This window comes from Pseudomonas sp. Tav-5-1A, from assembly GCF_055755055.1.
This window is the reverse complement of the sequence record NZ_CM146901.1, coordinates 6,130,006-6,146,149: the sequence shown is the minus strand read 5'-3', so window position 1 is coordinate 6,146,149 and position 16,144 is coordinate 6,130,006. Positions and strand designations below refer to the sequence as shown.

Below are 16,144 nucleotides of genomic sequence, written 5' to 3'. Positions count from 1 at the left end.
TGGCCGCTGCCACGGGGGTAAAAGCCATGACCGATAGTGACTGTTTGGTCATATGACGACCCTATGTGTCGCAAAAGTTGTTGGGGTACACTGGATTTATCCACTGTCCCAGTCCCCCTTTGCGAGGTTGCCATGGCTGACTACAAAGCGCCCCTGCGCGATATGCGCTTCGTCCTCAATGAAGTTTTCGATGTGGCCAGCCTCTGGGCCCAGCTACCGGCCCTGGCGGAAGTGGTGGACGCGGACACGGTGGAAGCCATCCTCGAAGAGGCCGGCAAGGTCTCCAGCCGCAGCATCGCGCCACTGAACCGCAACAGCGACGAGCAGGGCTGCCGCTGGAAAGACACCGTGGTCAGCACCCCCGATGGCTTCCCCCAGGCCTACCAGACCTACGCCGAAGGCGGCTGGGTAGGCGTGGGCGGCGACCCGGCCTACGGCGGCATGGGCATGCCCAAGGCCGTGTCGGCCCAGGTCGAGGAGATGATCAACTCCTCCAGCCTGGCCTTCGGCCTGTACCCGATGCTCACCTCCGGCGCCTGCCTGTCGCTGCACGCCCACGCCAGCGAGGAACTGAAGCAGACCTACCTGCCGAACATGTACGCCGGCACCTGGGCCGGTTCCATGTGCCTGACCGAGGCCCATGCCGGTACCGACCTGGGCATCATCCGCACCAAGGCCGAGCCCCAGGCGGACGGCAGCTACAAGGTCAGCGGCACCAAGATCTTCATCACTGGCGGCGAGCACGACCTCACCGAGAACATCATTCACCTGGTGCTGGCCAAGCTGCCGGACGCGCCGGCGGGGCCCAAGGGCATCTCGCTGTTCCTGGTGCCCAAGTTCATGGTCAACGCCGATGGCAGCCTGGGCGCGCGCAACGCCGTGAGCTGTGGCTCCATCGAGCACAAGATGGGCCTGCAGGGCTCGGCTACCTGCGTGATGAACTTCGACGAGGCCGTGGGCTACATCGTCGGCGAGCCGAACAAGGGCCTGGCGGCCATGTTCACCATGATGAACTACGAACGCCTGGGCGTGGGCATCCAGGGCCTGGCGTCGGCCGAGCGCTCCTACCAGAGCGCCGTGGAATACGCCCGCGACCGCCTGCAAAGCCGTTCGCCCACCGGCCCCAAGGCCAAGGACAAGGTCGCGGACCCGATCATCGTGCACCCGGACGTGCGCCGCATGCTGCTGACCATGAAGGCCAGCAACGAGGGCGGCCGCGCCTTCTCCACCTACGTGGCCATGCAACTGGACACCGCCAAGTTCAGCGAAGAGCCGGCCGTGCGCAAGCGCGCCGAGGACCTGGTGGCGTTGCTGACCCCGGTGGCCAAGGCGTTCCTTTCCGACCTGGGCCTGGAAACCACAGTGCTGGGCCAGCAGGTGTTTGGCGGCCACGGCTATATCCGCGAGTGGGGCCAGGAGCAACTGGTGCGTGACGTGCGCATCACCCAGATCTACGAGGGCACCAACGGCATCCAGGCCCTGGACCTGGTCGGCCGCAAGGTGATCGGCAGCGGTGGTGCGTACTACCAGCTGTTCGCCGACGAGATCCGCCACTTCATCGACACCGCCGCGCCGGCCCTGGCCGAGTTCACCAAGCCGCTGGCGGCGGCCCTGGCCAACCTCGATGACCTCACCGCCTGGCTGCTGGACCGCGCCAAGAACGACCCGAACGAAATCGGCGCGGCGTCGGTGGAGTACCTGCACGTGTTCGGCTACACCGCCTACGCCTACATGTGGGCCCTGATGGCCAAGGCCGCGCTGGGCAAGGAAGCGCAGGAAGACTTCTATGCCAGCAAGCTGGGCACCGCGCGCTTCTACTTTGCCCGGCTGTTGCCGCGCATCCACTCGCTGACCGCGTCGGTCAAGGGTGGCAGCGAGTCGTTGTTCCTGCTGGATGCAGAGCAGTTCTAAAAGTCCGACAGGCATGTAGGCTTTCTCCTACATGCCGTGACGGCTTTAGGCGCTTTCGATGCCATGGATCCAGAGGGTAATCTTTGCTCATGGACGTCGCGCAGGAAGCGCCCAACAGAACACGGACACGCAAGGAACCCGCCACTGGACGGCGGGCTGAAAAGGACCTCAGGGATACAGTCTGCGAAACCCCGCCCCGGCGGGGTTTTTTATTACCTGCGGTGGCTCAGCCCAGGGCGGGTGCGATGACGTCTTCCAGCAGTTGGCGCAGCAGCGTCACCGAGGCCTGCTGGCGCTGGGCGTCGCGGTACACCAGGCCCACCTGCAAGGGCACCCGCGGTTCGCTGAGGGGTTTCCACAGCAGCTCCGGGTCTTCGCCGATCTGCTGGGCGCGGCCGGGCAGCACCGTGGCCAGGCGCATGTAGGGCAGGCTGTCGAGGATGCCGGCCATGTTGTTCAGCTCGGCCTGCACTTGCGCGCGCCGGCCCAGGGCGGCCAGCTGCGCCTGCCAGATCTGCCGCACCTGGAACTCCTCGCCCAGCAACAGCATGGGCAGCTCGGCCGCCTGGCGCACCGAGACCTTCTTGAACTCACGCAACGGGTGGTCCGCCGGTATCACCAGTTGCAGCTCGTCCTCGTACAGCAGCACGCCGTGCATGCCCGGCTGGCGTGGCGGCAGGTAGCTGATGCCGATGTCCAGGGTGCCGTTGAGCAGGCGTTTCTCGATCTCCAGCCCCGACAGCTCGTAGATCTGGATCACCAGGTGTGGCTGGGCCTTGCGCACCCGTTCCAGCAACTGCGGCACCAGCGCCGGGTGCACGGTCTGCAGCACCCCGATGGCCAGGGTGCGCAGCGCCTGGCCACGGAAACCCAGCAACGCCTCGCGGGCCTTCTGCATGCCGTCGAGCAACGGCAGTGCATGGTTGTAGAGGGTGTGGGCAGCCAGGGTCGGCAGCAGGCGCTTGTTGCCACGCTCGAACAGGCTGACGTCGAGGCTGTGTTCCAGCTGGCGAATCTGCTGCGACAGGGCCGGTTGCGACAGCGACAGGCGCTCGGCGGCGCGGCCCACGTGGCCTTCTTCATAGACCGCGACGAAATAGCGCAGTTGGCGAAAATCCATAAGTTCTACTTATCGAAAAAGCTCGAAAATCGAAATGGCCGAGTGGCCGGCAAACGCCTAGTCTACGCGCCATTGACAAGGGTTGCAGGTAGGTTGATGGCAATGGGTAGTCACAGACAGCTGGGCGTATACATAGGAAAGACCACGCAGCCGGGCGACGTGCTCAACCTGGCGCCGAGCCTCGCCCAGCTGTGCCACGCCACCGCCTGTGACCAGGCCCTGTTGCTGGGCACTGATGCCAGCGCCCGTGAAGCTGCCATGGCCCTGGCCCTCGACTGGGGCGCGCTGCGCCGCCGCCGCGCCGGCCAGATCATCCGCGTAGGCGACGACGCGCCGGGCGATGCGCTGGCCTTCGGCGACCTGCCGGCCCTGCACGCCGCGGTTGATTCACAGACCGTCGCCATCATGCTCCAGCCCAGCACCGGCCCTGACGCCGATGCCTACCTCAAGGGCGTGGAACAGCTGTGCCGCGCGCTGGACATCCTGTTGATCATCGACGACTTGAGCGCGCCTGTTGCGCAGCCCGACGAGGTGGCCGCGCCGCCGCTGTTCCAGCGCCTGGGCCTGGCGTTCGCCCGAGCGCGCAGCCACCGCCTGCACTGATTTCCCTATACCGTCTGCGTGTTTACGCAACGCCCCGGCCTGGATTCCCCCTTGGGTCGGGGCGTTTTTTTTCGTGCTGGGTAGGGACTCTCACAAACTACGCACAACAGAAATACGTCCTACGTGCCAATCAGAAATATCGCATTTTGCGATTTTTCTTGTTGTGCGACAGTAGCCCGCATAGCAAAATGCGATGCGGTAGGTGGAATGCACGTAATAAGTGAGAAGCGAATCTGGGAGGCAAAAGCTCGATGGCCCCGGGGAGCAAATGCGCTGGATGCCTGGTATCGAATCGCCAAGAGCGTTCGTCCTCCTGACTTCGCCGCGATGAAGCAAATATTCCCTGCGACGGACAAGGTCGGCGATCTTCATGTGTTCGATATCGGCGGTAACAAACTGAGGCTGATAGCGGTCGTCAGGTACCGCAGCCAGCGCCTGTATATTCGTTCGATCCTGGACCATGCGCAGTACATGAAAGGCAAATGGAAGGAGGAAATCACTTGAACCCTTCGATCAAGTTCGCAGCAGAGCATTGGCACCTGCTCTCACCGCTTCTGGCCAAGCCCAGGACAGAACATGACTACGATGCATTGGTTGCGTCGCTGGACGAGTTGCTTGATCTGGTTGGCGCCGATGAGGAGCATCCGCTTTCAGGCCTGGTCGATCACTTGGGCGATTTGATTGCTGCCTATGACCATGAGCACCGGCCGATGCCCAAGGCGTCGGGCGCCGAGGTATTGAAATTGCTCATGGACCAGCATCGGCTCAAGCAGGCTGACCTGGCTGAGGTCGGTCCGCAGTCCGTGATTTCGGAGATCCTCGCCGGCAAGCGCCAACTCAACCTTCGGCAAATCCGGGCGCTGTCGCTTCGCTTCAAGGTGTCTGCCGACCTGTTCGTTTGACACCCGCTGCGGCAACGCAGCACGAAGTTGAACCCCCACGCCCACGGTGATGTCAGTTGGTTATCAACCTCCAGGAGCCGTACCATGGACTTTATCCGCATTATCGTCGCCATCTTGCTGCCGCCGCTGGGTGTCTTTCTGCAAGTGGGGTTCGGCGGTGCCTTCTGGCTGAATATCCTGCTGACGCTGTGCGGCTACATCCCCGGGATCGTACATGCGGTGTACATCATCGCGAAACGTTGAAATCGTTCATTTGGGAAATGCCTGACGATTTAACTCGAACTGGCTGACATTCATTTTCGATCCCCGCGATTAGGCTCCACCTCTCCGATAAGACAGAGGTGAAGCCTTTTGAGGCGGGCAAGAAGTGAAAATAGATAATGTAATCAGTCATGTCACGGAAGCCGACGGCAATGTCTTCGTCGATCTTGGGTTTCCCCATGATGAGGCGGTCCGGCTGAAGGCCCTTTCGGAAAAAGCGAGATGCTCAGCAGAATTGGCAAGCCTTTCACCCTCACGGTTGGCTGACACAAGCCTGCCTCACCCCTCCATCACCCGCCGATAAAACCCCCACTCCTGCTCCAGCGCATGCGCCAGGTTCGCCGCCTTGCGGAAGCCGTGGCGTTCGTCCGGGTAGAAGTGCGCCTCGGCGGGCAGGCCGTTGTCCTGCAGGGCCTTGAGCATGTCGCGGGTCTGTTGGGGCACCACCACGGCGTCCAGTTCGCCCTGGAAGAAGATCACCGGCGCCTTGATGCTGCCAGCGTGCAGCAGCGGGGTGCGCTCGCGGTAGCGGGCGGCGTCGCGCTGCGGGTCGCCGATCAGCCAGTCCAGGTAGTCGCCTTCGAACTTGTGCGTGGCCTTGCCCAGGGCAACCGGGTCGCTGACGCCGTACAGGCTGGCACCGGCGCGGAAGACGTCGTGAAACGCCAGGGCGCACAGGGTGGTGTAGCCGCCGGCGCTGCCGCCGCGGATGAACGCCTGGTGCGGGTTGATCAGGCCGCGGTCGGCCAGGTGGCCGACCACCGCGCAGGCGTCCTGCACGTCGATTTCACCCCAGCGCAGGTGCAGGGCCTGGCGGTAGGCGCGGCCGTAGCTGCTGCTGCCGCGGTAGTTGAGGTCGGCAACGGCGAAGCCACGCTGGGTCCAGTATTGGATGCGCGGGTCGAACACCGGGAAGCAGGCCGAGGTAGGGCCGCCGTGGATGAACACCACCAGCGGCGGCTGGCGGTCACCGTTCATGGCCGGGTAGAAGAAGCCGTGGGCATGGCCGTCGCCACTGGCATAGCGCAGCGGTTGCGGGCGGCTGACCTGTTCGGCGGGCAGCGGTAGCACGCCGCCGGCCAGCACCCGTGCCTGACGGCTGGCGCGGTCGATGGCGATGACCGCTGGCGGGCAGGTGGCAGAGGCGGCGATGGCGTAGATGAACTGCGCGTCGATGGCCAGGCAACGGAAGCGGTTGAAGTCGCCGCTGTAGTCGTGGATCACGCCGTCGTGCTGGCAGATGCCCAGGCGGGCGAAGCCGTCCTCGAACCACGTGGCGAGAAAACGCTCACCCGCCAGTGGCAGCCAGGTGCTGGCGCCCAACTGCCAGGGGGCGCCGGCGTGGTCGGCCCGGCGCGAGGGCAACAAGGCCCAGCCGTTTGCCGTCTCGCCCCAGGGTTGCCAGAAGCCATCCACGTCGGACAGGCAGCACAGGCGGCCGTCGGCATCGAAGCGCGGCTGCTGCAGCGATTGTTCGTGATCGCCACCCACTTGCTCAGGCTGCCCCCAGGCGCCCGAAGGCAGCCGTCGGCAGGTCATCAGGCGGGTAAGGGTCCAGGGCTGGTGGGGCCGGCTCCACTCCACCCAGGCCAGGCGTTGGCCATCGTCGCTGACGCTGGGCGTGGCGTAGAAATCAGCGCCTGCGGCCAGCACCTGGCGCGTGCCGTCGGCCAGGGCAAGGCTCACCAGGCGGTGTTCGACCTGCGCGCCGTGGTGGCTTTCCTCCACGGCGAATACCCACTCGGCGTTGGCCTGCAGGCCACCGTAGCGGCAGTCGTTGTGGCTGAGGCGGCGGGGCACGGTGCCCGCCAGGTCCTGGAAGTAGAGCTGCTGGTCGGCTTCGTTGACGAACACCAGGCCGTCGCCGGCCAGGCAGAACGAGCCACCGCCGTATTCGTAGACACGGCTGCGCACGCTGAAGCCATCAGGCGTCAGGCAGCGCGCTTGTTCGCCCTGCCACCGCCAGATCCGGCAGGCGGCATCCTGGGGGCGGAATTCGTTCCAGAACAGCCCCGCCGGGCCGACCGCCAGTTCGGCGAAGTCGGTGCCGGCGGCAACGGCCTGGGCGGCGCTGAACAGGTCAGGCCTTGGCGATGATTCTCGAGTTTCGTTCATTACGGAAGGCCAGTTGTTCGATCGTCTGCGTGGCAGTCTCGGACTCTTCACGGGCCTTGAGGATGATCCCGTGGTCCGCCGATTTACTGCACACGGGGTCGGCATTGCTGGCATCGCCGGTCAGCATGAAAGCCTGGCAACGACAGCCACCGAAGTCCTTTTCTTTCTCGTCGCAGGAGCGGCATGGCTCCGGCATCCAATCATAACCACGGAAGCGGTTGAAGCCGAAAGACTCGTACCAGATGTGCTGCATGCTGTGCTCGCGCACATTGGGAAACTGGATCGGCATCTGCCGCGCGCCGTGGCAGGGCAGGGCGGTGCCGTCCGGGGTCACGGTGAGGAAGATGCTGCCCCAGCCGTTCATGCACGCCTTGGGGCGTTCCTCGTAGTAATCCGGGGTGACGAAGATCAGCTTGCAGGGGTTGCCCTCGGCTGCCAGCTTTTCCCGGTACTCGTTGGTGATGCGCTCGGCGCGCACCAGCTGCTCCTTGGTGGGCAGCAGGCCCAGGCGGTTGAGCTCGGCCCAGCCGTAGAACTGGCAGGTGGCAAGCTCGACGAAGTCGGCTTCAAGCGCGATGCACAGCTCGATGATGCGGTCGATCTTGTCGATGTTGTGCCGGTGGGTGACGAAGTTCAGCACCATGGGGTAGCCATGGGCTTTCACCGCGCGGGCCATCTCCAGCTTCTGCTTGAACGCCTTTTTCGAGCCGGCCAGCAGGTTGTTGACCTGCTCGTCGCTGGCCTGGAAGCTGATCTGGATGTGATCCAGGCCGGCGGTCTTGAAGTCGGCGATTTTCTGCTCGGTGAGGCCGATGCCCGAAGTAATCAGGTTGGTGTAGAACCCCAGCTGCCGCGCCTCACGGATCAGCTCGGCGAGGTCCTGGCGCACCAGCGGCTCGCCACCGGAGAAACCGATCTGTGCAGCGCCCATTTCCCGGGCTTCACGAAATACCTTGAACCATTGCTCGGTCGTCAGTTCCTTGCCCTGGGCGGCGAAGTCCAGGGGGTTGGAGCAGTACGGGCACTGCAACGGGCAGCGGTAGGTCAGCTCGGCCAGCAGCCACAGGGGCAGGCCGACCGCAGGCTTGGCCGGCAGCTCAGGCAAGTTCGATCCAGTGCTCTGCACGAGCGACCTCCATGAATTGCTCGATGTCGTCACCGAGCTCAGGTACGCCGGGGAACTGCTTGTCCAGCTCGGCGATGATGGCGGCGACGTTGCGCTGGCCATCGATCAGGCCGCCGATGGCGCTGGCGCTGTCGTTGAGCTTGATCATCCCTTCAGGATAGAGCAGCACGTGGCCTTTCTGCGCCGGCTCGTACTGGAAGCGATAGCCGGGGCGCCATTTGGGTGTCAGGTTGCGATCGAAACTCATAAGGCTATCCCCTTGTGCCAGACGCGCTGGTCGGTGACGCTGTGGTAGGGCGGACGGTTCAGCTCGTAGGCCATGGTCATGGCGTCGAGCATGGTCCACAGGATGTCGAGCTTGAACTGCAGGATCTCCAGCATGCGCTGCTGGCCCTCGGCAGTGGTGTAGTGCTGCAGGGTGATGGCCAGGCCATGCTCCACGTCACGCCGGGCCTGGCCCAGGCGGGTGCGGAAGTATTCGTAGCCGGCCGGGTCGATCCACGGGTAATGCTGTGGCCAGCTGTCCAGGCGCGACTGGTGGATCTGCGGCGCGAACAGTTCGGTCAGCGAGCTGCTGGCCGCTTCCTGCCAGCTGGCGCGGCGGGCAAAGTTGACGTAGGCGTCCACGGCGAAGCGCACGCCGGGCAGCACCAGTTCCTGGGAGCGCAGCTGGTCGGGGTCCAGGCCCACGGCCTGGCCCAGGCGCAGCCAGGCCTCGATGCCGCCGTCCTCGCCCGGGGCGCCGTCGTGGTCCAGCAGGCGCTGAATCCACTCGCGGCGCACTTCACGGTCCGGGCAGTTGGCCAGGATCGCGGCATCCTTCATGGGGATGTTGACCTGGTAGTAGAAACGGTTGGCCACCCAGCCCTGGATCTGCTCGCGGGTGGCGCGGCCTTCGTACATCGCCACGTGGTACGGGTGGTAGATGTGGTAGTACGCACCCTTGGCGCGCAGGGCCTGCTCGAATTCGGCCGGGGACATTGCCTTGGCGTCGGTCATGCTCACACTCCTACAGTTCGATGCTCATGCCATCGAAGGCGACTTCCACGCCGCGGCGGGTCACTTCGGCGCGCTCGGGCGAGTCTTCATCGAGGATCGGGTTGGTGTTGTTGATGTGGATCAGCACCTTGCGCGGCTTGCTCAGCCCGTCAAGCACTTCCAGCATGCCGCCGGGGCCGTTCTGGCACAGGTGGCCCATCTCGCGGCCGGTGCGGGTCCCCACGCCACGGCGCTGCATCTCATCATCCTCCCACAGCGTGCCGTCCACCAGCAGGCAGTCGGCATCGGCCATGTGCCCCAGCAGCGTGTCGTCCACCTGGCCCAGGCCTGGGGCGTAGAACAGCTTGCCGCCGGTGCGCAGGTCTTCTACGCGCAGGCCCAGGTTGTCACCCGGGTGCGGATCGAAGCGGTGCGGCGAGTAGGGCGGTGCGGCGCTGCGCAGCGGGAACGGGGTGAAGCGCAGGTTCGGGCAGGCGGGGATGGTGAAGCTGCCTTCCAGCTCGATGCGGTTCCACTGCAGGCCACCGTTCCAGTGGCTGAGCATGTTGAATAGCGGGAAGCCGGTGGTCAGGTCCTGGTGGACCATGTCGGTGCACCACACCTGGTGCGGGCAGCCTTCGCGCAGGCTCAGCAGGCCGGTGGTGTGGTCGATCTGGCTGTCCAGCAGGATGATGGCGTTGATGCCGGTGTCGCGCAGGGCGCGGGCCGGTTGCATGGGCGCAAAGCCCTGCAGCTGGGCGCGGATATCTGGCGAGGCGTTGCACAGGACCCAGTGCACGCCGTCATCGGACAGGGCGATCGAGGATTGGGTACGCGCCTTGGCATTCAGGGTACCGTCGCGGTAGCCCTTGCAGTTCACGCAGTTGCAGTTCCACTGGGGGAAACCGCCACCGGCGGCAGAACCTAGAATCTGGATGTACATGGGAGGCCTGTGACGTCTGACTTCAGGATGGACAGCAAAAATAAAAACGCCCCGGCTGACCGAGGCGCTGTACTGCGATAAAAATCAACGGCTGGCGAAGTACATGGTGACTTCAAAGCCGATGCGCAGGTCGGTGAAAGCTGGTTTGGTCCACATAGGGTGACTCCTTCTGGGTGATGGATGAAAGTGGTACTGGTGCAACACATCAGAGCCATCTCCGCTGGGAGATGTTCATCTGCTTAGGGCCCTATCTTACTAAATTCCGGTGTACTGAAACGTTAAATTGCATTAACACGGCTGAGAAAGCTCATTACAGCCTGCGTAATGATCACTCCGCCACTTGCCACTGCGCGCCCACCGCGGGGCCGTTGGCCAGGCACAACCAGCCAGCTTGAGCCTCCAGCAATTGCCCGGCGGCCTGCAGCAGTGAATCGCTGCGCAGGCGCCCGAAGGCCTTGCGCAGTTGATCGATGAAATCGGACGAATGGCCACCCAGACGCGCTTGCCAAAGGCTTTCGGCGGCCTGGCCCAGTTCCATGTCAGCCAGACTGGTGCGCGCGGCCAGGTCGCGGCACTGGTTGCTCAACGAGGTGCCGGCCTGGGCCCGGATCAGCGCTGGCAGCGCGGCCAGGAACGTCTCGATATGCCCCAGGATCTCGGCCATCGGCGTGCTGGGCGACTGCACGCCAAACAGCAGGCCCGGGCGCCCGGCTATCTGCCGGAAGCCGCTGAACACCGCGTAGCCCAGCTGCAGCTCGACGCGCATGCGCTGATAGAACGGCGCCTGGCACAGTTGCCCGAGCATCTGCCAGGCGGCCTGGTCGATGATGTCTTCGCCGGCCGCCGGGCAGAACAGCAGCAGTGCCTGCTCATTGGACTCGGTGGCCACCTGGCTCCAGGTGCGGCCGTGCAGCGGCAGCGGGGGCTGGCACAAATGGCCGTCGGCGCGGCCGGGCATGCGCAGCAGCGCCACGTTGATGGCCTGGCTGACACCCATGCCCAGGCCCACGGCCAGCCCGTCCCAGCGGGCTTCGTGCCACAGGCGCTGCAGCAACGGCGGTTGCAGTTGCTCGTCGCGGCCGCGTGAAGGCGCCTGGAAATAACCCAGGCTGTGCTCCGGCAAGCGCTTGAGCAGCTCGCGGATGGGAATCAGGGGCGCAGGCGCGCTTAGCTGGCTGGCCTGGCGCCACACTTCGGGGGCCGGCTGCGTAAGGTTTTCCAGCGCCTGCTCGACCAGCGCCGGCATAGGCTCCTGCACCCCGCACAGGCGCAGCTGCCAGTCGTCGCCCAGGCTGGTGAAGGTCATCTGCACGCCGGCCTGGCTTGCCTCTGCGCGCAGCTTGGCCAGGTTGTGGTCCAGCAGCCGCCAGAGGCTGGCGCGCTGGGCTGACTTGACCCGCCAGCGCAGGTACAGGCAGCCCTCGGCGCTGGCCGACTGCGGCGTGTTGACCACGTCCAGGCAGGCGGGTGGCGGCACCATCTGGTCCGGGCGGCGGCTGGGGCGCAGGAAGCGGTTGCGCTGGGGCAGGCGCCATTTGACGTCGGTGTCGGTGGCCAGGCGTGCCAGCGGGCCATGCAGGATGGTGTCGCCGCGCAACTGGCCGAGCAGGGCGCGCAGGGCGTTGATGGCGGGCTGGCCGATGCCCAGGTCATGGCCCTGGCCGAAGTGCTCGCTGTCGTGGCGCGCCAGTTCCAGGGCGGTGCTCACCAGCTGCCGGCGCTGGCGTAGCAGGCGGTATTCCTCGCGCAGGCTCTGCCAGTCGTCGTGGGACTGGAAAAACTCCAGCCAGGCCAGGCACAGCTCGCTGATCAGCGGGCGCATGGGCTCGCCGGCGGCGGTCAGCTTGCACTCGATGTTCAGCACCGCCTGGTCGTCGAAGCAGTACAGCGGCGTCAGGCTCAGGCCTTCCGCGAGGCCGCGGCGCTGTAACTCGGCCAGCAGGCCGCCGGGTTGCTGCGACGTCAGCCAGGTGGCCAGGAAGTCGATGGCGGTAGCGCTGTCGCCCGGCACCTCATGGCAGGCGAACACCAGGTTCAGCCGGCTGGGGTCCAAGACGTCCATGGCCGTAGGCGCGGTGTCCAGCAGGGCCGGGCTGGCCTTGCGCGGGCTGAGGCTGCCGGCACGCAGCTGCGCGCCGGCCTTGTGCGCCAGTTGCCGTAGCTCGTCCAGCGGCTGCGGCCCGGCCAGGCACAGGGTCATCTGCCCGGCCTGGTAGAAGCGCTGGTAGAACGCCAGCAGGCTGTACTGGAATGCCTCGCGCGGCACCGGCAGGCTGTAGCGGTTGCCCGCGTGGAAGGCGCGCAGCGGGTGGCTGGCGGCAAGGGGCGCGGTCAGCCACTGCAGGTGACGGGCTTGGGGGTCGCGGCTCCAGGCGATGAACTCGGCATGCAGCACTTCGCGTTCGCGCAGCTGGTATTCGCGCTCCAGGCGTGGCTGGGCGAGCATTTCGCACAGGCGCTCGAGGGCGCCGGGGAAGGACTCGGTGGGCAACTCGAAGAAGAAGTCGGTGGTGCGCTCGCGGGTGCTGGCGTTCAGTTGCCCGCCGTGGCGCTGGACGAACGGCATCAGCGCGTTGTCGTCGTGGTAGCGCGCGGTGCCCAGGAAGAACAGGTGTTCGAGGAAGTGCGCCAGGCCGGGGAACGCCGGGTCGGTGTCATGGCTGCCGGCCGCCACGCGCAGGGCGGCGGCGCCGCGTTTCAGACGCGGGTCGTGGCGCAGCTGCACGCGCAGGCCGTTGTCCAGCACCAGGGAGGCGAATTCAGGGGGGGCGGCATCGGGCATGACGGTTCCGTTGGCATTGCGGTATGTGGCTAATGCTAGCGGAAGTTTGCCAAGGCATATAACGCAAAAAGCCCGCCGGGTTGCCGGCGGGCTTTTGGGAATGAACTGATAACACCGCGTGCTGCTTTTGATCTTGATCCCGTGCGGCCCTTGATCTTGATTGTGTGCCCCGTAAAGCGCCAGGGCCGACTGGAGGCGTTGGCCAAGCGGTCCCTGGCGTAGCCGGGGAAGACGGAACCGGAGGCGCTTCTATTCCGGGCCGTCGGCCGCTTGGGCGACGCCGGAAGGAGGGGACCCGCAGCGAAGCGTAGGGACCAAGCAGGGGCAAGCCTTTTTTGGTTACTTTTTGAGGCGTCTGTCAAAAAGTGACTCGGCGTAAGGCCGAAAAGGTGATTGTGCATCACCCTCGGTAATGGATATGTTCACGATATGTGGATCCCGCTTTTGAGGGTTTCGGACATATCCATTTTCGCGGTGCGATCACCGACCGTTTCGCCCTTACGGCGACTCACTTTTTTTCAAACGCCAAAAAAAGTAAGCAAAAAACGCTTGCCCCTGCTTGGGCCCTCCGCTGCGCTACGGGTCCCCTCCTTCCGGCGCCGCTCAACGGGCAGACGGCACCCGCTATAGAAGCCTGCGGGTTACCGTCTCTTCGGCCTGCGGCCTCGGCCCTTCGGGCAGCCCGTTGATCGACGCCTCCAGTCGGCCCTGGCGCTTTACGGGGCATACAATCAAGATCAAGAGCCAGATCAACAGCAGATCAACAGCAGATCAACAGCAGATCAAAAGCCAGATCAACGGCAGATCTAGATCAAGGTCAGGATCAGTTGCCGGCCAGCATCTGCCTTAGTGGCTGAACGCGGCCGTCGTCCCTACGACAGTAGCCGACGGCAGCAGCTGGCTGATGAAGCGGTTCCAGCGAGTAATGTTGGCCGGGCCGACGAACACCACGTCCGAAGTCCGCAGGTCGAACTGGCGCGCCAGCAGGAACGCCGTGGGCTTCTTGGCGTTGAGGTAGAACACCGTCGGCGGCTGGCCGTTGCCATCCTGCGCGCCGCGGATCACGTAGATGGCCTCGGCGTTGGCGGTTTCCTGGCTCAGGCCGCCGGCGTTGCCGATGGCTTCCATCAGGTTGAAGGTACTGGTGCCGTAGTTCATCACCTGGGGCTTCTGCACCTCGCCCAGCACGTAGACCTTGTTGGCGTGGTCGTTGCCCAGGTGCAGCTGGTCGCCGTCCTTGAGGTAGATCTCGTTCAGGCGCGAGTCGGTGCGGTTCAGGGTGTCGATGTCCATGACGTATTCATGGCCATCACGCTTGAGGATCAGGTTGGCCAGGTTGGCGTCGCTGGTCTCGCCCCCCGCGCGGCTGATGGCGTTCACCAGGTTCAGCGGGATGTTGTTCAGCGACTGCGGCCCGGGGTTTTTCACCGCCCCGGAGATGATCACCTTCTGGCTGTCGTAAGCCTGGATGTTGACGTCCACCTGGGCGCCCGTCAGGTATTGGCCCAGGGCTTTCTGCAGGTTGGAACGGAACTCCGGCACGGTCAGGCCGCCGGCCTTGATCGAGTTGATGTAGGGGTAGTACAGCGTGCCGTCCAGGCGCACCACGCGGGCGCTGGCCTCGACCTGGGTCTGGGTGGTGGGCGAGTTCAGCTCGGCGTGTTCCCACACGGTGATGATCAGGTTGTCACCCGGGCCGATGCGGTAGTCACCGGGCCGGTAGCTGGTGAGGGCAGCGGGTATGGGCTGCGGCTTGTAGATGGTTCGCTGCTGGTTGACGGTGGCCGAGGTAATCGGCACCACTGTCACCGGCCCGGTGTCCTGGTCTTGCGCATCATCGGGGGTCATGTGCTGGCCGGGGGCGAAAGCGCACCCTTGGACCAGCGCGGTAATGAGCAACACGCCGAGTATCGATCGCTTCATGGCAAAGTCTTCCTTGGAGAAGGCATTTTCTCCGGCATTGGTCTTATAGGAGTCAGAAAGCGTTTTTGTGCACGAAACCCTTCACCAGGGTCAGCACAATGATTTTCAGGTCCAGCCAGACGGACCAGTGTTCGATGTAATCGAGGTCGAACTCGATGCGTTTCTGCATTTTGTCCAAGGTCGTGGTCTCCCCGCGCCATCCGTTGACTTGAGCCCAGCCGGTGATGCCGGGCTTGACCTTATGCCGCAACATGTAGCCGTTGACCTGCTTGCGGTACTGCTCGTTGTGCGCCACTGCATGGGGGCGAGGGCCGACGATCGACATGTCGCCGCGCAACACATTGAAAAACTGAGGCAACTCGTCCAGGGACGTGCGCCGCAGGAAGGCCCCGAAAGGCGTTACCCGGCAATCGTTGCGGCTGGCCTGCACCACCTCGTGGCCGTTTTCCTGCACGGTCATGCTGCGGAACTTCCAGACCATGATCGGTCGCCCATCTAAACCATAGCGTGTCTGGCGGAAAAACACGGGGCCAGCGGAGGTCAATTTGATGCCCAGGGCGATCAACAGCATTGGCAGGGCGATCATCGCCAGGATCAGGCTGCTGACGACGATGTCCTCGAAGCGCTTCACCAGTTGGCTGGAGCCGTCCATCGGCGTGTCCACCAGGCTGATGCTGGTCAGGCCGTTGATGCTTTCGCTGCGGGCATGCAGCAGGTCGAACATGAACACGTCGGGAATCAGGTAGACCGACGCCGTGGTGTCGCTCAGGCCCTTGACCAGAGTGCACAGCGACGGCTCGCAGCTCATGGCCAGGGTGATGTAGACCTTGTCGATGCGCCCGGCGCGGGCGTCCAGCACCAGTTGGTCGAGGCCGCCGAGCACGGGGATCCGGCGGTTGAGCTGGTCCAGGGCCATCTGCTGCGGCGCATCGTCGTAGAAACCCAGCAGGCGCAGGCCCATCCAGGGCGCCGCGGCGATGGAGCAGGCCAGCCGCTCGCCCACGGTGCCGGTGCCGACGATGGCCACGCTGCGGGTGTTGAAGCCGCGGCGGCGCAAGGCCTGCAGGGTGCTGCGGATCAGCAGGCGGTAGCCGCACAGGGCGAACAGTATCAGGGCGAACCAGGCGATGCGCTGGCGGTCCAGGACAATCTCGGGCCCGGTCAGCAGGTAGTCAGCCAGCATCACGCAGCAGAAGGTCAGCGCCCAGTAGTTGAAGACCCGCATCAGCTCGCGCTTGACCCGCTCGCCGCGCCACGAGCCGTACAGTTGGTGGTACTCGCACAGCCAGTGGAAGATCATCACCGTGGCCATCAGGCGCAGCCAGGTGTCGCTGTCGTGCAGGCGGCCCTGCAGCCAGGCGAACCACAGGCTGCAGGCCGCGATCACGGCCAGGTCGAGGGCACGATGGGCCAGGGACAAGGCCGACTGGTGGGCCTGGAGGATGCCTTTGAAGGGTGTTGCCATGACAGACCTCCCCAC

15 protein-coding genes are annotated in these 16,144 nt (G+C 64.8%); 5 read left to right on the top strand and 10 right to left on the bottom strand.

Annotated features, from left to right (window positions below; all coding sequences use genetic code 11):
* Positions 1-132 precede the first annotated feature (132 nt).
* Positions 133-1,911 carry an acyl-CoA dehydrogenase C-terminal domain-containing protein gene (locus AC0J42_RS28405; protein ID WP_473004697.1) on the top strand — a complete coding sequence of 593 codons (1,779 nt, stop codon included), beginning with the start codon at positions 133-135 and terminating at the stop codon, positions 1,909-1,911.
* A 226-nt stretch (positions 1,912-2,137) separates the two neighbouring features.
* On the opposite strand, the gene AC0J42_RS28400 is transcribed toward AC0J42_RS28405, so the two are convergent.
* The gene (locus tag AC0J42_RS28400) at positions 2,138-3,031 is read right to left on the bottom strand and encodes a LysR family transcriptional regulator (RefSeq protein WP_416427209.1); all 894 of its coding nucleotides are present in this window, start codon (positions 3,029-3,031) and stop codon (positions 2,138-2,140) included.
* A gap of 102 nt (positions 3,032-3,133) precedes the next feature.
* On the opposite strand from AC0J42_RS28400, the gene AC0J42_RS28395 reads away from it, so the two are divergent.
* The 4 genes from AC0J42_RS28395 to AC0J42_RS28380 all read left to right on the top strand — a co-directional run bounded on the left by AC0J42_RS28395 (position 3,134) and on the right by AC0J42_RS28380 (position 4,779).
* Positions 3,134-3,634 (top strand): hypothetical protein, encoded by a 501-nt coding sequence (locus AC0J42_RS28395; protein ID WP_473004696.1) that lies wholly within the window; start codon positions 3,134-3,136, stop codon positions 3,632-3,634.
* Between the two features lie 207 nt (positions 3,635-3,841).
* Complete coding sequence (locus AC0J42_RS28390) at positions 3,842-4,138, top strand: type II toxin-antitoxin system HigB family toxin (protein WP_416427207.1); 297 nt, start codon at positions 3,842-3,844, stop codon at positions 4,136-4,138.
* Complete coding sequence (locus AC0J42_RS28385; protein WP_416427206.1) at positions 4,135-4,536, top strand: helix-turn-helix domain-containing protein; 402 nt, start codon at positions 4,135-4,137, stop codon at positions 4,534-4,536. Before AC0J42_RS28390 ends, AC0J42_RS28385 begins: the two co-directional genes overlap by 4 nt.
* An 84-nt stretch (positions 4,537-4,620) precedes the next feature.
* Positions 4,621-4,779, top strand: a complete 159-nt coding sequence (locus AC0J42_RS28380; protein WP_008365129.1) for a YqaE/Pmp3 family membrane protein — start codon at positions 4,621-4,623, stop codon at positions 4,777-4,779.
* Positions 4,780-5,076: 297 nt separating this feature from the next.
* Here AC0J42_RS28380 and AC0J42_RS28375 read toward each other — a convergent pair whose 3' ends face one another.
* The 9 genes from AC0J42_RS28375 to AC0J42_RS28335 all read right to left on the bottom strand — a co-directional run bounded on the left by AC0J42_RS28375 (position 5,077) and on the right by AC0J42_RS28335 (position 16,129).
* Positions 5,077-6,912: a S9 family peptidase gene (locus AC0J42_RS28375; RefSeq protein WP_473004694.1), complete on the bottom strand. Its 1,836-nt coding sequence runs from the start codon at positions 6,910-6,912 to the stop codon at positions 5,077-5,079.
* On the bottom strand, positions 6,878-8,038 hold the full coding sequence (gene pqqE / locus AC0J42_RS28370) for a pyrroloquinoline quinone biosynthesis protein PqqE (RefSeq protein ID WP_416427204.1): 1,161 nt from the start codon (positions 8,036-8,038) through the stop codon (positions 6,878-6,880). Before pqqE ends, AC0J42_RS28375 begins: the two co-directional genes overlap by 35 nt.
* Positions 8,010-8,285, bottom strand: coding sequence for a pyrroloquinoline quinone biosynthesis peptide chaperone PqqD (gene pqqD / locus AC0J42_RS28365; protein WP_416427203.1), 276 nt, complete (start codon positions 8,283-8,285; stop codon positions 8,010-8,012). The genes pqqE and pqqD overlap by 29 nt, the downstream gene beginning before the upstream one ends.
* Entirely contained in the window at positions 8,282-9,037 is a 756-nt protein-coding gene (gene pqqC / locus AC0J42_RS28360) for a pyrroloquinoline-quinone synthase PqqC (RefSeq protein WP_416427202.1), read from the bottom strand. The genes pqqD and pqqC overlap by 4 nt, the downstream gene beginning before the upstream one ends.
* A 10-nt stretch (positions 9,038-9,047) precedes the next feature.
* Positions 9,048-9,959 carry a pyrroloquinoline quinone biosynthesis protein PqqB gene (gene pqqB / locus AC0J42_RS28355; RefSeq protein ID WP_416427201.1) on the bottom strand — a complete coding sequence of 304 codons (912 nt, stop codon included), beginning with the start codon at positions 9,957-9,959 and terminating at the stop codon, positions 9,048-9,050.
* An 84-nt stretch (positions 9,960-10,043) separates the two neighbouring features.
* Entirely contained in the window at positions 10,044-10,115 is a 72-nt protein-coding gene (gene pqqA, locus AC0J42_RS28350; protein WP_010209364.1) for a pyrroloquinoline quinone precursor peptide PqqA, read from the bottom strand.
* A 172-nt stretch (positions 10,116-10,287) separates the two neighbouring features.
* Positions 10,288-12,741 (bottom strand): pyrroloquinoline quinone biosynthesis protein PqqF, encoded by a 2,454-nt coding sequence (gene pqqF, locus AC0J42_RS28345; protein ID WP_473004693.1) that lies wholly within the window; start codon positions 12,739-12,741, stop codon positions 10,288-10,290.
* Positions 12,742-13,587: 846 nt separating this feature from the next.
* Positions 13,588-14,664, bottom strand: a complete 1,077-nt coding sequence (locus tag AC0J42_RS28340) for a polysaccharide biosynthesis/export family protein (protein WP_473004691.1) — start codon at positions 14,662-14,664, stop codon at positions 13,588-13,590.
* A gap of 52 nt (positions 14,665-14,716) precedes the next feature.
* Complete coding sequence (locus AC0J42_RS28335) at positions 14,717-16,129, bottom strand: undecaprenyl-phosphate glucose phosphotransferase (protein WP_473004689.1); 1,413 nt, start codon at positions 16,127-16,129, stop codon at positions 14,717-14,719.
* Positions 16,130-16,144: the final 15 nt, after the last annotated feature.

Excerpts from the sequence above, each read along its gene's own strand:
- pqqB (WP_416427201.1), bottom strand. The coding sequence starts at position 9,959 with ATGTACATCCAGATTCTAGGTTCTGCCGCCGGTGGCGGTTTCCCCCAG.
- pqqD (WP_416427203.1), bottom strand. The coding sequence starts at position 8,285 with ATGAGTTTCGATCGCAACCTGACACCCAAATGGCGCCCCGGCTATCGC.
- AC0J42_RS28400 (WP_416427209.1), bottom strand. The coding sequence starts at position 3,031 with ATGGATTTTCGCCAACTGCGCTATTTCGTCGCGGTCTATGAAGAAGGC.
- AC0J42_RS28395 (WP_473004696.1), top strand. The coding sequence starts at position 3,134 with ATGGGTAGTCACAGACAGCTGGGCGTATACATAGGAAAGACCACGCAG.
- pqqF (WP_473004693.1), bottom strand. The coding sequence starts at position 12,741 with ATGCCCGATGCCGCCCCCCCTGAATTCGCCTCCCTGGTGCTGGACAAC.
- AC0J42_RS28380 (WP_008365129.1), top strand. The coding sequence starts at position 4,621 with ATGGACTTTATCCGCATTATCGTCGCCATCTTGCTGCCGCCGCTGGGT.
- AC0J42_RS28375 (WP_473004694.1), bottom strand. The coding sequence starts at position 6,912 with ATGAACGAAACTCGAGAATCATCGCCAAGGCCTGACCTGTTCAGCGCC.
- AC0J42_RS28335 (WP_473004689.1), bottom strand. The coding sequence starts at position 16,129 with ATGGCAACACCCTTCAAAGGCATCCTCCAGGCCCACCAGTCGGCCTTG.
- AC0J42_RS28390 (WP_416427207.1), top strand. The coding sequence starts at position 3,842 with ATGCACGTAATAAGTGAGAAGCGAATCTGGGAGGCAAAAGCTCGATGG.
- pqqC (WP_416427202.1), bottom strand. The coding sequence starts at position 9,037 with ATGACCGACGCCAAGGCAATGTCCCCGGCCGAATTCGAGCAGGCCCTG.
- AC0J42_RS28340 (WP_473004691.1), bottom strand. The coding sequence starts at position 14,664 with ATGAAGCGATCGATACTCGGCGTGTTGCTCATTACCGCGCTGGTCCAA.
- AC0J42_RS28405 (WP_473004697.1), top strand. The coding sequence starts at position 133 with ATGGCTGACTACAAAGCGCCCCTGCGCGATATGCGCTTCGTCCTCAAT.